The sequence below is a fragment of the Streptomyces sp. NPDC039462 genome, from assembly GCF_055639375.1.
Map to the genome: position 1 here is coordinate 109,479 of NZ_JBVKAO010000002.1, position 19,867 is coordinate 129,345.

Annotated in this window: 19 protein-coding genes; 4 read left to right on the forward strand and 15 right to left on the reverse strand. The window is 71.4% G+C overall.

Annotated features, from left to right (window positions below; genetic code table 11):
* The first annotated feature begins 85 nt into the window (after window positions 1-85).
* The 3 genes from ACZ7LU_RS11230 to ACZ7LU_RS11240 all read left to right on the forward strand — a co-directional run bounded on the left by ACZ7LU_RS11230 (window position 86) and on the right by ACZ7LU_RS11240 (window position 3,062).
* Window positions 86-1,306: a hypothetical protein gene (locus tag ACZ7LU_RS11230; RefSeq protein ID WP_471916583.1), complete on the forward strand. Its 1,221-nt coding sequence runs from the start codon at window positions 86-88 to the stop codon at window positions 1,304-1,306.
* A 132-nt stretch (window positions 1,307-1,438) separates the two neighbouring features.
* On the forward strand, window positions 1,439-1,843 hold the full coding sequence (locus tag ACZ7LU_RS11235) for a VOC family protein (RefSeq protein WP_398308639.1): 405 nt from the start codon (window positions 1,439-1,441) through the stop codon (window positions 1,841-1,843).
* Window positions 1,844-1,880: 37 nt separating this feature from the next.
* A complete protein-coding gene (locus ACZ7LU_RS11240; protein WP_471916584.1) occupies window positions 1,881-3,062 on the forward strand; it encodes an LOG family protein in 1,182 nt (393 codons plus the stop codon).
* Between the two features lie 6 nt (window positions 3,063-3,068).
* On the opposite strand, the gene ACZ7LU_RS11245 is transcribed toward ACZ7LU_RS11240, so the two are convergent.
* The 10 genes from ACZ7LU_RS11245 to rpsB form a co-directional block, all read right to left on the reverse strand.
* A complete protein-coding gene (locus tag ACZ7LU_RS11245) occupies window positions 3,069-3,860 on the reverse strand; it encodes a maleylpyruvate isomerase family mycothiol-dependent enzyme (protein ID WP_471916585.1) in 792 nt (263 codons plus the stop codon).
* Between the two features lie 84 nt (window positions 3,861-3,944).
* Window positions 3,945-4,973 (reverse strand): ABC transporter ATP-binding protein, encoded by a 1,029-nt coding sequence (locus ACZ7LU_RS11250; RefSeq protein ID WP_471916586.1) that lies wholly within the window; start codon window positions 4,971-4,973, stop codon window positions 3,945-3,947.
* Complete coding sequence (locus ACZ7LU_RS11255) at window positions 4,973-6,646, reverse strand: ABC transporter permease (RefSeq protein ID WP_471917057.1); 1,674 nt, start codon at window positions 6,644-6,646, stop codon at window positions 4,973-4,975. Before ACZ7LU_RS11255 ends, ACZ7LU_RS11250 begins: the two co-directional genes overlap by 1 nt.
* Window positions 6,622-7,716 (reverse strand): thiamine ABC transporter substrate-binding protein, encoded by a 1,095-nt coding sequence (locus tag ACZ7LU_RS11260; protein WP_471916587.1) that lies wholly within the window; start codon window positions 7,714-7,716, stop codon window positions 6,622-6,624. Before ACZ7LU_RS11260 ends, ACZ7LU_RS11255 begins: the two co-directional genes overlap by 25 nt.
* A gap of 236 nt (window positions 7,717-7,952) precedes the next feature.
* Window positions 7,953-9,059, reverse strand: a complete 1,107-nt coding sequence (rlmN, locus tag ACZ7LU_RS11265; protein WP_365364085.1) for a dual-specificity RNA methyltransferase RlmN — start codon at window positions 9,057-9,059, stop codon at window positions 7,953-7,955.
* A gap of 92 nt (window positions 9,060-9,151) precedes the next feature.
* The gene (locus ACZ7LU_RS11270) at window positions 9,152-10,261 is read right to left on the reverse strand and encodes a phosphatidate cytidylyltransferase (protein ID WP_398308651.1); all 1,110 of its coding nucleotides are present in this window, start codon (window positions 10,259-10,261) and stop codon (window positions 9,152-9,154) included.
* A gap of 37 nt (window positions 10,262-10,298) precedes the next feature.
* Window positions 10,299-10,856 (reverse strand): ribosome recycling factor, encoded by a 558-nt coding sequence (gene frr, locus ACZ7LU_RS11275; protein ID WP_398308653.1) that lies wholly within the window; start codon window positions 10,854-10,856, stop codon window positions 10,299-10,301.
* A gap of 157 nt (window positions 10,857-11,013) precedes the next feature.
* Window positions 11,014-11,775, reverse strand: a complete 762-nt coding sequence (gene pyrH, locus ACZ7LU_RS11280; protein WP_362994202.1) for a UMP kinase — start codon at window positions 11,773-11,775, stop codon at window positions 11,014-11,016.
* A 185-nt stretch (window positions 11,776-11,960) separates the two neighbouring features.
* Window positions 11,961-12,797 (reverse strand): translation elongation factor Ts, encoded by an 837-nt coding sequence (tsf, locus tag ACZ7LU_RS11285; protein ID WP_150172735.1) that lies wholly within the window; start codon window positions 12,795-12,797, stop codon window positions 11,961-11,963.
* Window positions 12,798-12,898: 101 nt separating this feature from the next.
* Window positions 12,899-13,822: a 30S ribosomal protein S2 gene (gene rpsB / locus ACZ7LU_RS11290; RefSeq protein ID WP_398308656.1), complete on the reverse strand. Its 924-nt coding sequence runs from the start codon at window positions 13,820-13,822 to the stop codon at window positions 12,899-12,901.
* A 350-nt stretch (window positions 13,823-14,172) separates the two neighbouring features.
* Here rpsB and ACZ7LU_RS11295 point away from each other — a divergent pair, with 350 nt between their 5' ends.
* Window positions 14,173-14,802: a M23 family metallopeptidase gene (locus ACZ7LU_RS11295; protein WP_471916588.1), complete on the forward strand. Its 630-nt coding sequence runs from the start codon at window positions 14,173-14,175 to the stop codon at window positions 14,800-14,802.
* Here the strand turns inward: ACZ7LU_RS11295 and ACZ7LU_RS11300 are convergent.
* From ACZ7LU_RS11300 to ACZ7LU_RS11320, 5 genes are all read right to left on the reverse strand, one after another.
* Window positions 14,756-15,313: a TetR/AcrR family transcriptional regulator gene (locus ACZ7LU_RS11300; protein WP_362994267.1), complete on the reverse strand. Its 558-nt coding sequence runs from the start codon at window positions 15,311-15,313 to the stop codon at window positions 14,756-14,758. The two genes, ACZ7LU_RS11295 and ACZ7LU_RS11300, sit on opposite strands and share 47 nt — an antisense overlap.
* A gap of 104 nt (window positions 15,314-15,417) precedes the next feature.
* Window positions 15,418-16,260: an RNA polymerase sigma factor WhiG gene (gene whiG / locus ACZ7LU_RS11305; protein WP_362339986.1), complete on the reverse strand. Its 843-nt coding sequence runs from the start codon at window positions 16,258-16,260 to the stop codon at window positions 15,418-15,420.
* Between the two features lie 362 nt (window positions 16,261-16,622).
* On the reverse strand, window positions 16,623-17,789 hold the full coding sequence (dprA, locus tag ACZ7LU_RS11310) for a DNA-processing protein DprA (protein WP_471916589.1): 1,167 nt from the start codon (window positions 17,787-17,789) through the stop codon (window positions 16,623-16,625).
* Window positions 17,786-19,405 carry a YifB family Mg chelatase-like AAA ATPase gene (locus ACZ7LU_RS11315; protein WP_471916590.1) on the reverse strand — a complete coding sequence of 540 codons (1,620 nt, stop codon included), beginning with the start codon at window positions 19,403-19,405 and terminating at the stop codon, window positions 17,786-17,788. The genes dprA and ACZ7LU_RS11315 overlap by 4 nt, the downstream gene beginning before the upstream one ends.
* A complete protein-coding gene (locus ACZ7LU_RS11320) occupies window positions 19,405-19,812 on the reverse strand; it encodes a YraN family protein (protein ID WP_398308665.1) in 408 nt (135 codons plus the stop codon). Before ACZ7LU_RS11320 ends, ACZ7LU_RS11315 begins: the two co-directional genes overlap by 1 nt.
* Window positions 19,813-19,867 lie beyond the last annotated feature (55 nt).

Genomic DNA, 19,867 nt, shown 5'->3' on the forward strand with positions numbered 1-19,867 from the left:
CCAGTACCGCGCGCACCACGAGCGCTCCCGGGGCGACCGGCGCGGTCAGCGCCTCCTCCGTCGTCAACGCGGAAGGCCGGGCCGCGTGCTCGCTCTCCGTCTAGCCCGCGGCGCGCACCCGCTCGTCCAGCTGCGCCGCCTCCTCGTCGCCGCCGCGTCCGCAGGCACCGGCTTCCTGCTGCTGTGCACGCTGGCGTACGCGCTGGAGCACCCCGGCGCCGGAGCCGTGCTGCGTCTCGCGTGGTGCCTCGCCCCCATCACCGCCACCGCGTACTTCGCCGTCGCCGTGGCCCGTACCGACCCCGGCACCCGGCCGCGCAGCGGACTCTCCGCGGTGGGCCTCGGCCCCATCCGCCTGATGGTGCTCGCCACGATCTCCACGGCCGTGGCCTGCGTACTCGGCTCCATGGTGGCGCTGCTCTTCTTCCTGCACCTGCGCGGCGACGTCTCGGGGCTGCCCTTCGACGGAGCCGCCGCCGAACTGCTCGCCGCCGAACGGCCCCTGCCGCTCGCCGGGACGCTCACCCTGCTCGCCGTGGTCCCGATCACCGCGTCGGCCGCCAGCGCCCTCGCACTGCGGCCGCGCCCCGTGAAGACCACGGGGAAGGCCGGCGGGAAGGCCACGGGGGAGGCCACCGGCAAGGAGCCCGGTTCCGAGCCCGTGGGGGACACCGACCCGGACGCCCCGGCCCCGCCGCCGAGCGGCCTCCCCTGGGGTGTGGCGCTCCTCGCGGCGGGCCTCGCCGTGGAGACGTACGCGAGCGGCTCCGGCGGCGGTCCTGGCTCCGGCGTCCCCATGCCGGGCGTCGGCGCCGACGGCAACCCGGTGGGCGTCCTCGCGGGCTGGGCGCTGACCGCGCTCGGCCTCATGCTCGCCGGCCCGGGCCTCACCCACCTCTGCGGACGGCTCCTCCAGGCGGTGCGGCCCGGCGCGATGCGCCTGCTCGCCGGGCGCGTCCTCCAGGCGGAGGCGCGGCGCATCGGGCGGCCGCTCGGTGTGCTGTGCGCGGTGGCCTCGGCCGCGTACGCCTCGATCGTGCTCTACGCGGGACCGCGCCCCGAGGCGGGCCCGCTCACCGCGCTCGGCGGGCTGCTCGTCGCGGGGTGCGCCGTCCTGACGCTGGCCACGGCCGCCGTCGAGGCCAGGCAGGACCGCTCGGAGACGACGGCCGCGCTGCTGCGGCTCGGGGCGCCCGCGACGGTGCTGCGCGGATCGGCGGCGCTCCGCGCGGGCGCGCTGTTCGCGGTGTTCGGTCCGCTGACCTGGCTCATCGCCGAGCTGGCCGCGCTGCCGCTGGCGCGCTGAGGGCCCCTTTCGCGGGGCTCGAAGGCTCACTCGAAAACTCGTGGGAAAAAAGTTCGCGGCGGACGATGAGTTCCGCGTCGAACGGATGTCTAACCCCCCGTAAGGCACACGCACTCACTGGGAGAGACACTCATGTACCAGCAGATGATCTTCGTGAACCTGGCCGTGTCCGATGTCGCCGCGTCGAAGAAGTTCTTCACCGAGCTCGGCTACACGATCAACCCGCAGTTCTCGACCGACGACTGCGCGTCCGTGGTCATCAGCGACACCATCGTCGCGATGATGCTGAGCAAGGAGCACTACGCGAACTTCACGCAGAAGGAGATCGCGGACTCCACTAAGACCAGCGAGACGCTGATCTGTCTGAGCGCCGAGAGCCGCGAGAAGGTCGACGAGCTCGTCGACAAGGCGATCGCCGCAGGCGGCACGCCCGGCAAGGTCCAGGACTACGGCACGATGTACGGCCGCGGCTTCGACGACCTGGACGGCCACACCTGGGAGATCATGTGGATGGACCCCTCCGAGGTCCAGGGCTGACCGAGCCCCCGGTGGGTGCCCTGCTTAGCATGGGCGGATGCAGCCGACTCCCGAACGCGCGTCCGCCCCGCAACTCCCCGGCGAGGAGCGTGAGATCGACCGAGGGCTCGACCGCGAGATCGAGACCCTCGCCGAGTTCGACGAGGTCCTCGGCCGCGGGGCCCTCGCGGGCTGCCGCGTCCAGGCCATAGACCTGACGGAGCGCACCTCCGCGCTCCTCGCGGCCGACGTGGCGGGCGCCGTCTTCCTCGGCTGCCCGATGCGGGAGGACGCGGCGGCGAAGGTGCGGGCCGGTGGCGCGCTGGTCTTCCCGCCGGTCCCCGGTCTGCCGTTCAATCCGTACCGCGGGCTGCTGTACTCCCCCGACGACCTGTTCGCGGGCCTCGCCGACGGCGGGTACGAGGCGACGCCGGACGCCCACGCGTACCACTGGTTCCAGCGGACCAAGGCCGACGGCGACGTCCTCTCGTCGATGCTGCGCGCGATCCACGACGACTCCATCTCCGACGCCCTGGACGAACTCCTCGCCGGCGCCCGCGTGGTGGGCGTCATGGGCGGCCACGCGATGGCCCGCGGCACGGAGTCCTACGCGGGAGCGGCGCGGCTCGGCCGCGCGCTGGCCCGTGCGGGCTTCACGGTCGCGACGGGCGGCGGCCCCGGCGCGATGGAGGCGGCGAACCTCGGCGCCTACACGGCCCCCCTCGACGACGCGGCGCTGGACGAGGCCCTCGAACTCCTCGCCAAGGCCCCCTCGTTCACGCCGTCGGTCACCGAGTGGGCGCGGGCGGCCTTCGCGGTCCGTGAGCGCTGGCCGGACGGCGGCGCCTCGGTGGGCATCCCGACCTGGTTCTACGGCCACGAGCCGCCGAACGCGTTCGCCTCCCACCTGGCCAAGTACTTCGCCAACGCCACCCGCGAGGACGGCCTGCTCGCCCGCTCGAACGCGGGCGTCGTCTTCCTCCCGGGCGCCGCCGGCACGGTCCAGGAGGTCTTCGACAACGCCACCCCCAACTACTACGAGTCGCGCGGCGAACCCACCCCCATGGTCCTCGTCGACCGCGCCCACTGGACGGACCACCTGCCGGTATGGCCCCTGCTCCAGTCGCTTGCGCAGGGCAGGCCGATGGAGTCACGCATCGCCCTGGTGGACCGGGTGGACGAGGCCCCGGCCGCACTGCGGCGCCTGGGGGCGGCGATCACGCCTGCCGCCCGGCCCTGACCGCCGTCACACGAACGACGCCCGCTCCAGCCAGAAGTCGAGCAGCCCCCGCTCGCCCAGGACCTCCACATGTCCGCCGTCCAGCGGCCGCCGGCGGTAGAAGGCGAGCAGCACCTCCGTGAGCGGGCCGCGCAGCGCGACCGTCGCCTTCGCGTGGCCGCGCCGCCAGGTGAAGCCCTCGTCGCCGAACTCGATGAGCCACTCGGCGTCGAGACCGTCGGGGGCGTCGGTCACGTGCAGGTGGATGCTGCGTCCCGCGCCCTTGAGCTCTGACGCGTCGTCCTCCGGGTCGGTGCGCTGCGCGAGCGCGACGAGGTCCAGCCATTCGTCGATCGCGTCGGCGGCGACGTCCGGCTCGACCTCGTACGCGACACCGGCGGCGATGGCCGCGTCCGCGCGGTGGATCACCAGCTCGTGCGTCATGCGCCGGGCCCAGAACCCGGCGCGGTGGTCGCCGGACCACGACCACGCGGGGGCCTCGGCGCCCGCGGCGCGGAAGGTGTTCGCGCCGAGCTCGGCGGTACGGGCCAGCCAGGCGTCGAGGGCGCCCGGGTCGTCGGTCTCCGGACCGCCGAGCTCCGGGATGTCCTCCTCCGGAATGTCCTTCTCGGCCCGGGTCGCGACCAGGCGCTCGCTCCAGCGCACCGCGCCGCCCGTGTGCCGCACGAGCTGGGCCAGTGTCCAGTCGGGGCAGGTCGGCACGGTGACCGAGAGGTCCGCGCCGGTCAGCGTGGCCCTCAAGAGGTCGATCTGCCGGGCGACTTCGTCGCAGTACCGCTCGTGGCTGAGTGTCGTCATGGCCGAACAGTAGATCGACACCGCAGGGGCGGCACCTGCATTTCCTCTGGGGCCCCGGGCTCCCCGCTCCTGACTCCCGGCCTCTCAGCCGAGCACCACCACGTCCTCCGCGTCGAACGCGACTCCCACGGTCTCCCCCACCTCCGGCGCCCGGCGCAGCGCGCATGCCGCCTCCAGGCGTGGCCCTTCCTTCGGCTGGAGATGCACGGCCACGTGGGTGCCGCGGAAGGTGCGCGCCGTCACCGCGCACGGCAGCCCCTCGGCGGCGGGGACGAGCCGCACTCCTGCGGGCCGCACCAGGACCTTCCGCTGCCCGGCCGGGGCACCCTCGGGGACCGGGATCTTGCCCCACACCGTGTCGGCGGCCCCGCCCGCCACCACGCCCCGGACGATGTTGTCGAAACCGAGGAAACGCGCCACGAACTCGTCCGCCGGGTGCCGCCACACCTCAAGGGGCGTGCCGGACTGGGCGATCCGCCCGTCCCGCATGACGACGACGCGGTCCGCGAGCGCGAAGGCCTCGCCCTGGTCGTGCGTGACGGCGAGCACGGTCGTGCCCAACTCGTCGAAGAGCTCCCGCAGTTCGACGACGAGGCGCTCCCGCAGCGAGCGGTCGAGCTGCCCGAGCGGCTCGTCGAGCATGAGCAGACTCGGGCGGGGCGCGAGCGCACGCGCCAGCGCGACCCGCTGCTGCTCACCGCCGGACAGCGAGGCCACCGCGCGCCGCTGCGCCTTCGGCAGGCCGACGAGGTCCAGCAACTCGGCGACGCGGTCGGCCTGTTCACCGCGCGAGGCGCCGTGCATCCGCAGCCCGAAGGCCACGTTGCCCGCCACGTCGCGCTGCGGGAAGAGCTGGTGGTCCTGGAACATCAGGCCGACGCCCCGCTTGTGCGCGGGCACCCCGCGCTGGTCGCGTCCGCCCAGCAGCACCTGCCCCGCGTCGAGCCCCTGCAACCCGGCCACCGCCCGCAGCAGCGTCGACTTGCCGCTGCCGCTCGGCCCGAGCACGCAGACGATCTCGTGCTCGCCGACGTCGAGGTCGACGGCGTCGAGCACCGCCCGCGCCCCGAAACGGACCGTCGCACCCCGCAAGCTCAGCAACGGGTTCGTCATCAGAAGTCCCCCGTGATCCGCTCGGTCCGGACGCGTTCCAGGAGCAGCAGAGACACCGCGCACACCACCATGAGGATCGTCGAGAGGGCCATCGCCTGCCCGTAGTTGAGGTCACCGGCCCGGCCGAGCAGCCGCGCCACGGCGACCGGCAGCGTCGGGTTGTCGGGCCGCGCGATGAAGACCGTCGCCCCGAACTCGCCGAGCGACACGGCGAAGGCGAACCCCGCGGCGATCAGCAGCGCCCGCCGCACCATCGGCAGGTCCACCTCCCGCCAGGCCCGCAGCGGCGACGCCCCCAGCACGGCCGCCGCCTCGCGGAGCCGTCCGTCCACCGCCCGCAGGACGGGCAGCATGGTGCGTACGACGAAGGGCACGCCGACCAGCGCCTGGGCGAGCGGCACCAGGATCCAGGACGACCGCAGGTCGAGCGGCGGCTCGTCGAGGGTGATCAGGAAGCCGAAGCCGACGGTCACCGCCGACACCCCGAGCGGCAGCATCAGCAGCGCGTCGAAGCCGCGGACGAGACGGCCCGCACGGCGGGTGAGCGCCGCGGCGGCCAGCCCGCCGATGACGACGGCGATGGCCGTGGCCACGACCGCGTACCGCAGCGAGTTCCAGACCGCCTCGATCGGCGGCACGAGGAAGGCGCCACCGTCCGCCGAGGTCAGCTCCTTGTAATAGGTGATCCCGAAGCCGTCGGGACCGTCGAACGAGCGCTGGACCAGGACCACGAGCGGCAGCAGTATCAGCAGGGCGACCGTCGCCATGACGAGGCCGAGCAGCGTCCACTGCCCGGCGCCGCGCGGCCTGCGCGCCACCGCCGACGCGTCGACGAGCCGCAGCGCGCTCTCGCGCCGCCGCGCCGTCCACGCATGGACGGCGAGGATCAGTCCGACCGCGGCGAACTGCACGAGGGTCAGGACCGCGGCCGTGGGCAGGTCGAGCAGTTGCGCGGTCTGCCGGTAGACCTCCACTTCGAGCGTGGAGTACGCGGGTCCGCCGAGGATCTGCACGATGCCGAAGGAGGTGAAGGTGAAGAGGAAGACCATGAGCGCGGCGGCGGCCACGGCCGGGCCGAGCGCCGGCAGCGTCACGGTCCGCCAGGCCGTCCAGCGCGATGCGCCGAGCATCCGCGCGGCCTCCTCCTGCCGCGGGTCGAGCTGCGACCAGAGCCCGCCGACGGTCCGTACGACGACCGCGTAGTTGAAGAAGACGTGGGCGAGCAGGATCGCCCAGACGGTGGTGTCGAGGCGTACGCCCCACAGCTCGTCGAAGAGCCCGCCCCGCCCGATCAGCGCGAGGAAGGCCGTCCCGACGACGACGGTCGGCAGCACGAACGGCACGGTGACGACGGCCCGCAGCAACCCCTTGCCGGGGAAGTCGAAGCGCGCGAAGACGTACGCGCCGGGGAGCGCGATCAGCAGCGTGAGCGCGGTCGACGCGAGCGCCTGCCAGGTGGTGAACCAGAGCACCTGCCGGATGTCGGACTGCCCGAGCACGTCCGTGATCCGCCCGAACTGCCAGGCGCCGTCGACGTGCAGCCCGCGCGCGACGATCGCCGAGACCGGGTAGGCGAAGAAGAGCGCGAAGAACGCGACGGGCAGGGCCAGCAGGCCGAGCCGCGCCGCGTTTCCGCGCGAGCGCCCCTTCACTTCAGTACGAGCGAGGTCCACGACTTGATCCACGGCTCGCGGTTGTCGGCGATCTTCTTCGGGTCCATGGTCTGCGGCTTGTCGACGGTCACGCCGTGCTCCGTGAACAGCTCGGGCAGCTCGGTGCCCTCACGCACCGGGTTCACGAACATGTTGAGCGGCATGTCCTCCTGGAACTCCTTGCCCGCGAGGAAGTCGAGGAGCGCCTTGCCGCCCTTCTCGTTCTTCGCGCCGCTCAGCAGGCCCGCGTACTCGACCTGGCGGAAGCAGGTGCCGGTCGCGACGCCGGTCGGCGTCTGCTTCGGCCGCGGCTCGCCGTAGAGCACCTCGACGGGCGGCGAGGAGGCGTAGGAGACGACGAGCGGCCGGTCGCCCTTGGCCTTCTTGCCGCCGGCGGACCCGGAGAACTCCTCGTTGTAGGCCTGCTCCCAGCCGTCGACGACCTTCACGCCGTTGGCCCTGAGCTCCTTCCAGTAGCTCTCCCAGCCCTTGTCGCCGTACTTCGCGGCGGTGCCGAGCAGGAAGCCGAGCCCGGGCGACGAGGTCGAGGCGTTCTCGGTGACCAGCAGGTTCTTGTACTGCGGCTTGAGCAGGTCGTCGAAGGACTTCGGCGGCGCCAGCTTCTTGTCGGCGAAGTACTTCTTGTCGTAGTTCACGCAGATGTCGCCGCTGTCGACGGGCGTCACCCGGTGCTTGTCCTGGTCGACCCGGAACTCCGGCTTGATCTTCTCCGCGCCCTTGGCCTCGTACGACTGGAAGAGCCCGTTGTCGAGCGCCCGCGAGAGGAGGGTGTTGTCGACGCCGAAGAAGACATCGCCCTGCGGGTTGTCCTTGGAGAGGATCGCCTTGTTCACGGCGGCGCCCGCGTCACCGTCCTTGAGGACCTTGACCCGGTAGCCGGACCGCTTCTCGAAGTCCTTCAGTACGTCCTTGGAGACGTTGAAGGAGTCGTGGCTGACGAGCGTCACGCTCTTGGAGTCGGATCCTCCGGAACCGCTGTCGGAGCCGCCGCACGCGGAGACCGCGACGAGCCCGACGCCCACCGCCACGGCGGTGAACGAAACCTTCTTGGTGGTGCCCCTGGTGCTCACTGGATTTCCTCCTGGGTGACCAGGAAGAGACGCGGCCCCGCCCGCGGCCGGTGGCACGCGGGCAGGGCGCTACAGCTTGAGTGATGCCCGAACTTCCTACCCAGAATGACCTGGGCGAGGTTCAGAGGGTCTGCGGCCCACCTGTCCAAGGTGCCGCACTCTCAGCGCTGTGGCGCTCCCCTGTCGGAATATGCAGATGTGTGCACGCCCTCCTACGAGGGAGTACGCCCGTCAGACTACCTCTCGGCCGCGGCGAGCTGGCCGCACGCTCCGTCGATCTCCTGACCCCGGGTGTCCCGAATCGTGACCGGCACACCATGGGCGGCGATGGCCTCCACGAACGCCTTCTCGTCCTCGGGCCGCGACGCCGTCCACTTGGAGCCCGGCGTCGGGTTCAGCGGAATCAGGTTCACGTGGACCGGCTTGCCCTTGAGCAGCCGGCCGAGCCGGTCACCGCGCCATGCCTGGTCGTTGATGTCCCGGATCAGCGCGTACTCGATGGAGAGGCGACGGCCGGACTTCGCGGCGTACTCCCAGCCCGCGTCGAGGACCTCCCGCACCTTCCACCGCGTGTTGACGGGCACGAGGGTGTCGCGCAGCTCGTCGTCCGGCGCGTGCAGCGAGATCGCGAGGCGGCACTTGAAGCCCTCGTCCGAGAACCGGTGGATGGCGGGCACGAGCCCCACCGTCGACACCGTGATGCCGCGCTGCGAGAGCCCGAGGCCGTCCGGCTCCGGGTCGGTGAGGCGGCGGATGGCGCCGGTCACGCGCTTGTAGTTGGCGAGCGGCTCGCCCATGCCCATGAAGACGATGTTCGAGAGCCGGGCGGGCCCGCCCGGAATCTCACCGTCGCGCAGGGCGCGCATGCCGTCCACGATCTGGTGCACGATCTCGCCCGTCGACAGGTTCCGGTCGAGGCCGGCCTGTCCGGTGGCGCAGAACGGGCAGTTCATGCCGCAGCCGGCCTGCGAGCTGATGCACATGGTGACCCGGTCCGGGTACCGCATCAGGACCGACTCGACGAGCGTCCCGTCGAAGAGCCGCCACAGCGTCTTGCGGGTCGTGTCGTCGTCACAGCTGATGTGCCGCACGACGGACATCAGGTCGGGAAGCAGCGCCTCGCGGAGCTTGTCGCGCGCACCGGCGGGGATGTCGGTCCACTCGGCCGGGTCGTGCGCGTACCGCGCGAAGTAGTGCTGCGACAGCTGCTTGGCACGGAACGGCTTCTCGCCGATGGCGGCGACGGCTTCCTTGCGCTCGGCGGGCGTGAGGTCGGCGAGATGCCGCGGGGGCTTCTTGGCACCGCGGGGCGCGACGAAAGTGAGTTCTCCGGGTACAGGCATGGTCCTTCCAGTGTCGCAGACATACGACAAGGGGCTCGCCGCCCTGTGGACAACGAACCCCTCACGCACATCTACGCAGGTCAGCCCCGGTGTCACCCAGAGCCGACGAAGACCACGAGCAGCAGCCAGACCACCGGCGCCGTCGGCAGCAGGGAGTCCAGGCGGTCCATGATGCCCCCGTGGCCGGGCAGCAGCGTGCCCATGTCCTTGATGCCGAGGTCCCGCTTGATCATCGACTCGCCGAGGTCGCCGAGCGTGGCGCTCGCCGCGACCGCGAGGCCGATCAGGAGGCCCTGCCACCACGTCCCGCCGTCGATCAGGAACTCCATGCACAGCGCGCCCGCGGCCATCGCGAAGGTGACCGCGCCGACCAGTCCCTCGCGGGTCTTGCCGGGGCTGATGCGCGGCGCCAGCTTGTGCTTGCCGAAGCGCCAGCCGATCGCGTACGCACCGGTGTCGCTGACCACCGTCAGGAGCAGGAAGGTGAGCACCCGCTGCGGGCCGTCGTCCGCGGCCAGCATCAGCGCCACGAACGTGGCGAGGAAAGGCACGTAGAAGGCGGCGAAGACGCCCGCCGTGACGTCCTTCAGATAGCCGTCGGGCGGCTCTGTCATCCGCCAGACGAGCACGGCGAGCGCGGTGAGCGCCATCGCGACCCACGCGCCCTCGGGCCCGCGCACGTACCCGGCGACGACCATCGCCGCGCCGCCCACCGCGAGCGGCACGAGCGGCGCCTTGATGTCCTTGCGCTCCGCCAGACGGGAGGTCAGCTCCCAGAGGCCCACCACGACGGCGACCGCTATGACACCGATGAAGACGGCCTTCACGATGAACAGCGACGCGACGATCACCGCGCCGAGGCCCACACCCACCCCTATGGCCGCCCCGAGATCCCGGCCCGCGCTCTTCTTCTGCGGTGCTGCCGGGGCGGGCTGCGGCTGTGGTGCGCTGGGCATGGGCTCCTGCGGAGGCTCGTCACGGAACAGGGGGCCGCCCATCCGAGTGGCCCCCCGGTCGTCGTCCTGGTCTCCGCCGTTCACGGGTACGTCGGGCACGATGGGCATGGGCTGCGTCTCAGACGGAAACAGCGCGTCCTGCGCATCGTACGCGGGACCTGGCGGGGTCGCCCCCTGACCAGGCCCCTGATCGGGCGGCCCCCAATACCCGGCTCTGGGCGGCGCCTCCCAGGAAGAGTCGTTCACGGATCGGTTTCCTGATTCCTCGGACTCGAGCCTCGACTCAGACTTCGAGCAGCTCGGCTTCCTTGTGCTTGAGCAGCTCGTCCACCTGGGTGGCGTACTTCGACGTGAGGTCGTCGAGGTCCTTCTCGGCACGACGGCCCTCGTCCTCACCGATGTCGCCGTCCTTGATCGCCTTGTCGAAGGCCTCCTTGGCCTTGCGACGGATCGACCGGATCGAGATCTTGGAGTCCTCGGCCTTGGTCTTGGCGACCTTGATGAACTCCTTGCGGCGGTCCTGGGTGAGCTCCGGGAAGGTCACCCGAATGATGTTGCCGTCGTTGCTCGGGTTGACGCCGAGGTCCGAGTCCCGGATCGCCTGCTCGATGTTGCGCAGCGCGGACTTGTCGAACGGCGTCACCACGGCCATCCGCGGCTCGGGCACCGAGAACGAGGCCAGCTGGTTGATCGGCGTCAGCGCGCCGTAGTAGTCAGCCACGATCTTGTTGAACATCGCCGGGTGCGCACGGCCGGTGCGGATCGCGGCGAAGTCCTCCTTGGCGACCACGACGGCCTTCTCCATCTTCTCCTCGGCCTCGAGGAGGGTCTCTTCGATCACCACTTGCTCCTGCGTGTCTTTGAGTGGCCCGGCTAGCACGGGGCGGCCGGCTGCGTCGCGTCTCTTTCCTGCACGGTGTCCGACCGGCAGGGCTTTGTCCATCCCTCTCAAGTGACGTCTCGCGTGCGTCGCTTGAGACTGGCCCAGGTCCCTCGGGTCAGGCCCGGTTTCCCTGGTCGCCCACGAGTGTGCCGATCTTCTCACCCTTGACGGCACGGGCGATATTGCCCTCGGAGAGCAGCTCGAAGACCAGGATGGGCAGCTTGTTGTCCCGGCACAGCGTGATCGCCGTCATGTCGGCGACCTTCAGGTCGGCCGTGATGACCTCGCCGTAGCCGAGGGAGTCGAACTTCACCGCGTCGGGGTTGGTCTTCGGGTCGGAGTCGTAGACCCCGTCCACGCCGTTCTTCCCCATGAGCAGCGCCTCGGCGTCGATCTCCAGGGCGCGCTGCGCGGCGGTGGTGTCGGTGGAGAAGTACGGCATGCCCATGCCCGCACCGAAGATGACCACACGGCCCTTCTCCAGGTGGCGCACGGCCCGCAGCGGGATGTACGGCTCCGCGACCTGCCCCATGGTGATGGCGGTCTGGACGCGGCAGTCGATGCCTTCCTTCTCCAGGAAGTCCTGCAGCGCGAGACAGTTCATGACGGTACCGAGCATGCCCATGTAGTCGGAGCGGGCCCGGTCCATGCCACGCTGCTGCAGCTCCGCGCCGCGGAAGAAGTTGCCGCCGCCGATGACGATGGCGATCTGGGCACCGTCACGGACGACGGCCGCGATCTCACGGGCGATGGCGTGCACCACGTCGGGGTCGACACCGAGGCCGCCCCCACCGGCGAACGCCTCGCCGGAGAGCTTCAGCAGGAAGCGTCCGGCGACTTTGCCGTCATCACTCTTCGAGTCGGCCTTGGTGGTCATGTGGTTCTCGCTTCTCTTACTAGGCACACATACGAAGAAGGCCACTGCCGGTGGGGTGTTGTTCGCATCCCATGCTCGGCAGTGGCCTCCTCGTCAGATCCTGCGGTCGTACGTCGCGCACGAGGACCGTGCGCGGGCGACCGCTGTCGACCCTAGCGGGGTCTACCGTCGATCGCGGTACGGACTCAGATGCCGACCTTGATGCGCGAGAAGCGCTTCAGGGTGACACCGGCCTCGGCGAGAACCTTCTCGACCGACTTCTTGTTGTCCAGCGCGTACGGCTGGCCGAGGAGGGTGGCCTCCTTGAAGAAGCCGTTGACGCGACCCTCGACGATCTTCGGGAGGGCGGCCTCGGGCTTGCCCTCGGCGCGGGTGGTCTCCTCGGCGACGCGACGCTCGGTCTCGACGACCTCGGCCGGGACGTCCTCGCGGGAGAGGTACTTCGGCGCGAAGGCGGCGATGTGCTGGGCGATGCCCTTGGCGACGTCGGCGTCGGCCTTGTCCAGCTCGACGAGGACACCGATCTGCGGGGGCAGGTCGGGCATCGTGCGGTGCATGTACGCGGAGACGTAGGCGCCCGAGAACTGCGCGAAGCGGTCCAGGACGATCTTCTCGCCGAGGTTGGCGTTGGCCTCGTCGACGTACGCCTGGACGGTCTTGCCGGCCTCGATCTCGGACGCGAGCAGCGCCTCGATGTCGGCCGGGGAGGTCTTGGCGATGTGGGCGGCGAGATTGTTCGCCACGGCCTGGAACTTGTCACCCTTGGCGACGAAGTCCGTCTCGCACTTCAGCTCGACGATGACACCGGAGGTGTTGTCGTCGGCGATGAGGGAGACCACGGCGCCGTTCTCGGCGGAGCGGCCCTCGCGCTTGGCGACGCCCTTCTGGCCCTTGATGCGGAGCGCCTCGACGGCCTTGTCGACGTCGCCCTCGGCCTCGTCGAGCGCCTTCTTGCAGTCCATCATGCCGGCGCCCGTGAGCTCACGGAGCTTCTTGACGTCGGCGGCGGTGTAGTTCGCCATGATCGAAAATTCTCTCTCGAAGTCTGAAAGATCTACGGAGGTCTACGGGTGAACGGCGGGGGCCGATCGGGCCCCCGCCGTCAACTACCGAACCTGTGAGGTCAGGCCTGCTCGGCGTCCGCGGCCGGGGCGTCCGCGGCGGGCGCCTCGGCGGCCGGGGCGTCGGCGGCCGGAGCCTCGGCGGCGGCCTCAGCCGGCTTCTCCTCGGCCTTGGGGGCCTCGGCGGCCTCCTCGGAGTCAGCCTTCTTCTCGCCCTCGAGCAGGTCGCGCTCCCACTCGGCGAGCGGCTCGCCGGCGGCCTTCTCGCCCGGCTTCTGGTCGCCCGTGGCGACGCCGGAGCGGGCGATGAGGCCCTCGGCGACGGCGTCGGCGATCACGCGGGTGAGCAGGGTGACGGAGCGGATCGCGTCGTCGTTGCCCGGGATCTTGTAGTCGACCTCGTCGGGGTCACAGTTGGTGTCGAGGATGGCGACGACCGGGATGTTGAGCTTCCGGGCCTCGCCGACCGCGATGTGCTCCTTCTTGGTGTCCACGATCCAGACGGCGCTGGGCACCTTCTGCATCTCGCGGATACCACCGAGGGTCTTCTCCAGCTTGGCCTTCTCGCGCGAGAGCACGAGAAGCTCCTTCTTGGTGAGGCCCGAAGCGGCGACGTCCTCGAAGTCGATCTGCTCGAGCTCCTTGAGGCGCTGCAGACGCTTGTAGACGGTCGAGAAGTTGGTGAGCATGCCGCCCAGCCAGCGCTGGTTCACATAGGGCATGCCGACGCGGGTGGCCTGCTCCGCGATGGCCTCCTGCGCCTGCTTCTTCGTGCCGACGAACATGACCGTGCCGCCGTGGGCGACGGTCTCCTTGACGAACTCGTAGGCGCGGTCGATGTACGACAGCGACTGGAGCAGGTCGATGATGTAGATGCCGTTGCGCTCGGTGAAGATGAAGCGCTTCATCTTCGGGTTCCAGCGACGGGTCTGGTGACCGAAGTGGACGCCGCTTTCCAGCAGCTCCCGCATCGTGACGACGGCCATGGCCGTTCTCCTTGAGATTCTCGGTTGTGCCGCGTGTGCCGGACGGCACTCGCGCCTGACGCCCGCTGTGCGCCTTGCCCGCGAGGGACCGAGGGGCGCTGACACCGGCTTTTTCAGGACCTGGTGTCGGGGCGTGCGAAGTCGACCCGGTGACCCGGATCGCCACAAGAAGTGTACGGGACCCGCGGGGCGGCAGGTGACGCCACCGCCCCTGACCGGCGAGGCCGCCGGCCTCGACCGGGTGACGGCCCTGAACTCGACCGGGTGACGGCGCTGTCCACAACCGGCAGGTCGTCCACAGATCCGGGCCATGATCCCCGCGGATCCGCCCGGCACGGGACGGTTCTCACATGTCTCACCTGCGCCTGGAACTGCTGCTGCCGACCCTGGCGGCCCTGCTCGCGACCGTCCTGCCCCCGTCCTTCACCCCTGCTCCCGCTCCCGTCCCCGCGGCGGCGACGACCTGGCCGGTCGGCGCCCGCCCGCCGGTCGTGCGCGGCTGGGACCCTCCGGCCACCGATTACGGCGCGGGGCACCGGGGTGTGGATCTCGCCGCCCCCGTGGGCTCCGCGGTGCGGTCGGTGGCCGAGGGCCGTGTCTCGTTCGCGGGCCGGGTGGCGGGACGCGGCGTGGTCTCGGTGGAGCTTGCCGGCACCGGGGACCCGCCCCTGCGCACGACGTACGAACCGGTGCGGGCGACGCTGAAGAAGGGCGACAAGGTCGCGGCGGGCGATCCGCTCGGCTTCGTGGAGCCCTCGACCGGGCACTGTCCGGCGAGCTGCCTGCACTGGGGCCTGCGCAGAGCCGAGACCTATCTGAACCCCATGGCCCTGCTCCCGCCGTGGCTGCTGCGCCGGAGCCCCGCGCGGCTGCTCCCCGTGCACGGACCGCTCCGGTCGTGGCCGCCACCGACGGGCCCGTACGGACCAGGGGTCAGCCCCGGACCCCTCGCAGCGCCATGGCCACGGCCGCTTCGGTGATGGCGTCGGGCCGCTCGGCCGCCCCGAGCTCGATGCGCCGCACCGCGGCGTCCACGATGCCCTGCAGCAGCATCGCCGCCATCCGGGGCTGCTCGTGGCCCAGCTCGTCGAGCGCCTCGACGATCATCGCGATGAGACCGCCGTGCGCGGCGCGGATCTTCTCGCGTGCCCCGGCGTCGAGCTCGCTCGCGGAGATGGCGACCACGGCCCGGTGCCGCCGGTCACCCACCAGGGCCAGCTGCCGCCGCACATACGCCTCGACCTTGCCCTCGGCGGACTCCGCGCCCTCCATGGCCGCCGAGACCTCGGCCGCCCAGACGGGGAAGTCGACCTCGCACAGCTCTTCCACCACGGCCGCCCGCGACCGGAAGTACTCGTACACGGAGGACCGGGCGAGCCCGGTGCGCTCGGCGAGGGCGGGGAAGGTCAGCGCCTCCGTACCGCCTTCGGACAGCAGGGACCGCGCGGCGTCCAGCAGGGCGCCGCGCTGCATCGACCGGTGCTCGGCCACTGAGGCCGCTCGAATCCTTGGCACGGCTCCACTTTACGGACGGGAGGCCGCACGCGGGAGCTGCTACTGCGCTCGCGCCGCCGGGCAGGGACGATTCAGCGCTCTCAGCGGCCAAAACTCGCCAGCTTCGCCCGCAGCTGCAGCACGGACTTCGTGTGGATCTGGCTCACGCGGCTCTCGGTCACACCGAGCACGTTGCCGATCTCGGCCAGCGTGAGGCCCTCGTAGTAGTAGAGCGTGACGACGGTCTTCTCGCGCTCCGGCAGCGTGTTGATCGCCCGCGCAAGCAGCCTGCGCAGCTCTCGGTCCTCCGCGACCTCCACGGGGTTGTCGGCCGCGTGGTCCTCAAGGGTGTCCATCAGGCTGAGCCGGTCGCCGCCGTCGCCTCCCACGTGCAGCAGCTCTTCGAGCGCCACCACGTTCGCCAGGGACAACTGGCTGAAAACCGCGTGCAGTTCCTCCAGCGCGATCCCCATCTCGGCGGCGACCTCACCCTCCGAGGGGGTGCGCCGCAGCTGCGCCTCCAGCGTGGCGTAGGCCCGCTCGACGTTGCGCGCCTTCTGCCGCACCGACCGGGGGATCCAGTCGAGCGCCCGCAGTTCGTCGATCATCGCCCCGCGGATGCGTGTGATGGCGTATGTCTCGAACTTGATGGACCGCTCGATGTCGAACTTCTCGATCGCGTCGATGAGCCCGAAGACCCCGGACGAGACGAAGTCGGCCTGCTCGACGTTGGGCGGCAGGCCCACGCTCACCCGGCCCGCGACGTACTTCACCAGCGGCGAGTAGTGCAGGATCAGCTGCTCCCGCAGCCGTCCGTCGCCCGTCTCCTTGTACGACCGCCACAACTCGTCCAGCGACGAGGGCGCGGGGGGCCGCTCCCGCTCGCCGCTACGAGCGGCGGGGGGAACCGCTGCCCGGTCGGACCCTGAGGTGTGCTGGGGCATTCGTCGCCTTGAGCCGTTCTGCCGTGAACTGGTGAGGTCGCGCGAGCCGGGGAGGCCGCGTGCGTCGGGGAGGTCGCGCGAGCCGGTGGAGTCACCGGTGGCGCTCGCGCCGGAGCGTTGGAGAGCGTGCGTGGAATGAATGAGTTCGTCCGTCTGGTTGCCTGTCCGTGTCGGAATCCTTGTGAGCGTAGCGTGACTGAAGTGTCGCAGTGAGCGAAGAGTATGGGATCGCGCGTGCGCAGATACGTTCCGCTGACCCCCTTCGAGAGTCAGTGCCGTCGCACTGAGTGACGGCGCGAATGCGCCAACTCCGCGATTTCTCAAGGCCTTCGGGGGTCATCCGTCCGGCGGAACACGCTCGGTCACGATTCACCTCCATCGGGGACGACTGCCGGAAACGCCTGGCGTGTCAACTGCCAGCCGTCGCCGTGTCGTTCGACGAACCCCAACGACTGAAGCTCGTACAGTCGCCCGATCGCGTCGTCCTCGGTCGTCCCGGCGCCGACCGCGACGTCCCGGGCCCCGACGCACCCCCGCGCGGGCAGCGCGGCCAGGACGCGCCGCACCCCGGAAGCGAGCAGGTCACGCGGCACGACGGGGCCCCGGCGGGCCGGCGCGAGCTCCCCCATGTCGCCGACCAGTTCGACGACTTCGGCGGCATCGGTGACGAGGACTCCGTCACCCCTCAGCAGTTCGTGCACACCGGCCGAGAGACCGCTGGTCGCGGGCCCGGGCACTCCCATGGTGAAGCGCCCCAGCTCCTGGGCGCTGCGGGCCGTGGCCAGCGCTCCGCTGCGGTAGGCGGCCTCGACCACCACGGTCCCCCGGGTCAGCGCCGCGATCACCCTGTTCCGCAGAATGAACCGGCTCGGCGTCGGGTGATCCCCCGGCGGCAACTCGCCGACGACGAGACCCTGTTCCGCGATCCGACCGATCAGCTCGGCGTGCCCGCGTGGATAGGGCCGGTCGACCCCGCAGGCGAGCACGGCCACGGTTGCACCGCCGGCCCCGAGCGCCCCTCGGTGCGCGGCACCGTCCACGCCGTACGCCCCTCCGGAGATCACGACCCACCCGCGCTCCGCGAGCCCCGCGGCGAGACCGGCCGCCATGTGCGCGCCGTACTCCGTGCAGGCCCGCGCGCCGACCACCGCCACCGACCGCAGCGCCCATATCCGCAAGGAAGGCCGCCCCCGCACCCAGAGCCCGAGCGGGCGCGCGTCCCCCAGGTCGTCCAGCGTCACCGGCCACTCCGCGTCGCCCGGACACACGAACCTGCCCCCGGCCTTCCGCACGTCCTCCAGATCCCGCTCCGGCCGCACCGTGGCCGCCCGCGCCCGCAGCCCCTCCCACCGCCGCGCGGTCACCCCCGGCAGGCGCTCCTGCTCCTCCCCTCCGCCGAGCCGCCGCAGCACCTCACCGGCCCCGACCTCGCGCAACCACCGCCCTCCGACGACGTCCCCCGGCTCCAGCACCCGGGTCAGGGCCACCCTGGCGAGCCGCTCCTCGTCCGGCGGCGGGTCGGCCGTCATGTCGGCGCCCCGATCGTCATCGGCACGCCGCGGGAGATGCCCGTGCGCAATTGCAGCGCCAGGGCGACGTCCTGTGCGTCGGGCCGGTCGTGGCCCGCCAGGTCCGCGACGGTCCAGGCCACGCGCAGGACACGGTCCAGGCCGCGGGCGGTCAGGAAGCCGCGCTCCAGGTCCACTTCGGCCGCGTCCAGCGCGCCGAGGGCCGCGGGCCAGCGGGTGCGCAGCGCGTGCCCGGGGACTTCGCTGTTGGTGCGCCACCCCGTGCCGGCCAACCTGGCGGCTGCTCTCTCCCGTGCAGTGAGCACCCGGTCGGCGACGGTCTGCGTGGACTCTCCTCGCGCGCCGTACCCGGCCAGTTCGGACCGGGTGACGGGTTCCACCTGGACCTTCAGATCGACCCGGTCGAGCAGCGGGCCCGAGAGGCGGCCCTGATAGCGGCGGATGACGGACGCCGGGCATTCGCAGCCGTCGCCCAGCAAGGTGTGCCGACCGCAGGGACAGGGGTTGGCCGCGAGCACCATCAGGAACCTCGCAGGGAGCCGCACCACCCCCGCGCTGCGGGCGATCACCACATGCCCCGATTCGAGGGGCTGGCGCAGGGAGTCCAGTGTCTGGCTGCTGAACTCCGGTGCCTCGTCGAGAAAGAGGACCCCGCGGTGGGCGAGCGACACCGCGCCCGGCCGGGCGATGCCCTTGCCGCCGCCCACGAGGGACTGCATGGTCGCGGAGTGGTGGGGCGCGCAGTACGGCGCGATGTCCACCAGTGGCCTGCCCGGGGGCAGCATGCCCGCCACCGAGTGGACCGCTGTGACCTCCAGGGACTCCTCCCTGGTCAGCCGGGGCAGGATGGCGGGCAGCCGCTCCGCGAGCATGGTCTTCCCGGCGCCCGGCGGCCCTTGCAGGAAGAGGTGGTGCGCTCCCGCCGCGGCCACCTCGACCGCGGTTCTCGCCGACGCCTGCCCGACGACATCGGCCAGGTCCAGCCCGTGGGTGTCGTCCAGGGCGCCGCCGAGGCCCGTGCCGACGCCGGTGCCGGGCACACAGAGCCCGGCGAGCATCGGGTCGAGCCGCCCCGGCTCGTCCGGCTCCTCCTCCGGCACAGGCTCGTCGGTCAGCACCGCGATGAGCTGCCGCAGGCTGCGCACCCCGAGGACCGAGACACCCGGGACCAGCGAGGCCTCGGCTGCTGTGCACTCCGGCACGACCACCTGCTCGTACCCCGCGTCGGCCGCGGCGAGGACCGCGGGCAGCACCCCGAGGACCGGTCGCACCCGGCCGTCGAGGCCGAGCTCCCCGATCATCACGATGTCGGCGAGAACCCTCGGGTCGATCCGCTCGGCCGCCCCGAGGACCGCACAGGCGACAGCCAAGTCGAATCCGCTGCCGCCCTTCGGCACCGACGCCGGGCTCAGTCCGACGGTGAGCTTCTTCTGGGGCCACTCACCGCCCGAGTTGACGACGGCCGCCCTGACCCGGTCACGGCTTTCGGTGAGGCTCTTGTCCGGGAGGCCCACCAGCGTGAACGCCGCGACCCCCGGCTCCAGATCGGCCTGCACCTCAACGACCACGCCCTCGACGCCGACCAGCGCCACCGAACACGTACGCGCGAAGCCCATCAGGCCACCCCTCGCGCGTGCTCGACCACGGGAACGCCGCGCTGCGGAATCAGCACACCGACCAGATCGATGCGGACTCCGCCGGGCGGTGGGCCGCCGCGCTCCTCGATCCAGCGCTCGGCCAGCCTCCGCAGCCGCTCCGCCTTGATCCTGTCCACGGCCGCCATCGGATGCTCGAACGGCGTGGAGCCGGGCCGGCCCGCCCTGCGCGTCTTGACCTCGCAGACGACGAGGGCATCGCCGTCCATGGCCACGATGTCGATCTCACCGGTCCTGCCCGCGCGCCAATTGCGCTCAAGAACCGTCATCCCCGACTCGACCAGCCGCCGCGCGGCCAGATCTTCGCCGTACCTGCCGAGTGCTCCCCGTGCGTTCATGTCGGCACCACCTCCGGCACCCACAGTCACGGATCAGGCCGCACCTATTGGATCTTGGTGCACAACTCGGCGATTGTGGAAAACT

Bases quoted from the DNA above. Each gene is read 5' to 3' on its own strand.
- rpsB (WP_398308656.1), bottom strand. From the start codon at position 13,822: ATGGCCGTCGTCACGATGCGGGAGCTGCTGGAAAGCGGCGTCCACTTC.
- ACZ7LU_RS11235 (WP_398308639.1), top strand. From the start codon at position 1,439: ATGTACCAGCAGATGATCTTCGTGAACCTGGCCGTGTCCGATGTCGCC.
- pyrH (WP_362994202.1), bottom strand. From the start codon at position 11,775: ATGACCACCAAGGCCGACTCGAAGAGTGATGACGGCAAAGTCGCCGGA.
- tsf (WP_150172735.1), bottom strand. From the start codon at position 12,797: ATGGCGAACTACACCGCCGCCGACGTCAAGAAGCTCCGTGAGCTCACG.
- rlmN (WP_365364085.1), bottom strand. From the start codon at position 9,059: ATGCCTGTACCCGGAGAACTCACTTTCGTCGCGCCCCGCGGTGCCAAG.
- ACZ7LU_RS11250 (WP_471916586.1), bottom strand. From the start codon at position 4,973: ATGACGAACCCGTTGCTGAGCTTGCGGGGTGCGACGGTCCGTTTCGGG.
- whiG (WP_362339986.1), bottom strand. From the start codon at position 16,260: ATGCCCCAGCACACCTCAGGGTCCGACCGGGCAGCGGTTCCCCCCGCC.
- ACZ7LU_RS11295 (WP_471916588.1), top strand. From the start codon at position 14,173: ATGTCTCACCTGCGCCTGGAACTGCTGCTGCCGACCCTGGCGGCCCTG.
- ACZ7LU_RS11240 (WP_471916584.1), top strand. From the start codon at position 1,881: ATGCAGCCGACTCCCGAACGCGCGTCCGCCCCGCAACTCCCCGGCGAG.
- ACZ7LU_RS11315 (WP_471916590.1), bottom strand. From the start codon at position 19,405: ATGGGCTTCGCGCGTACGTGTTCGGTGGCGCTGGTCGGCGTCGAGGGC.
- dprA (WP_471916589.1), bottom strand. From the start codon at position 17,789: ATGACGGCCGACCCGCCGCCGGACGAGGAGCGGCTCGCCAGGGTGGCC.
- ACZ7LU_RS11245 (WP_471916585.1), bottom strand. From the start codon at position 3,860: ATGACGACACTCAGCCACGAGCGGTACTGCGACGAAGTCGCCCGGCAG.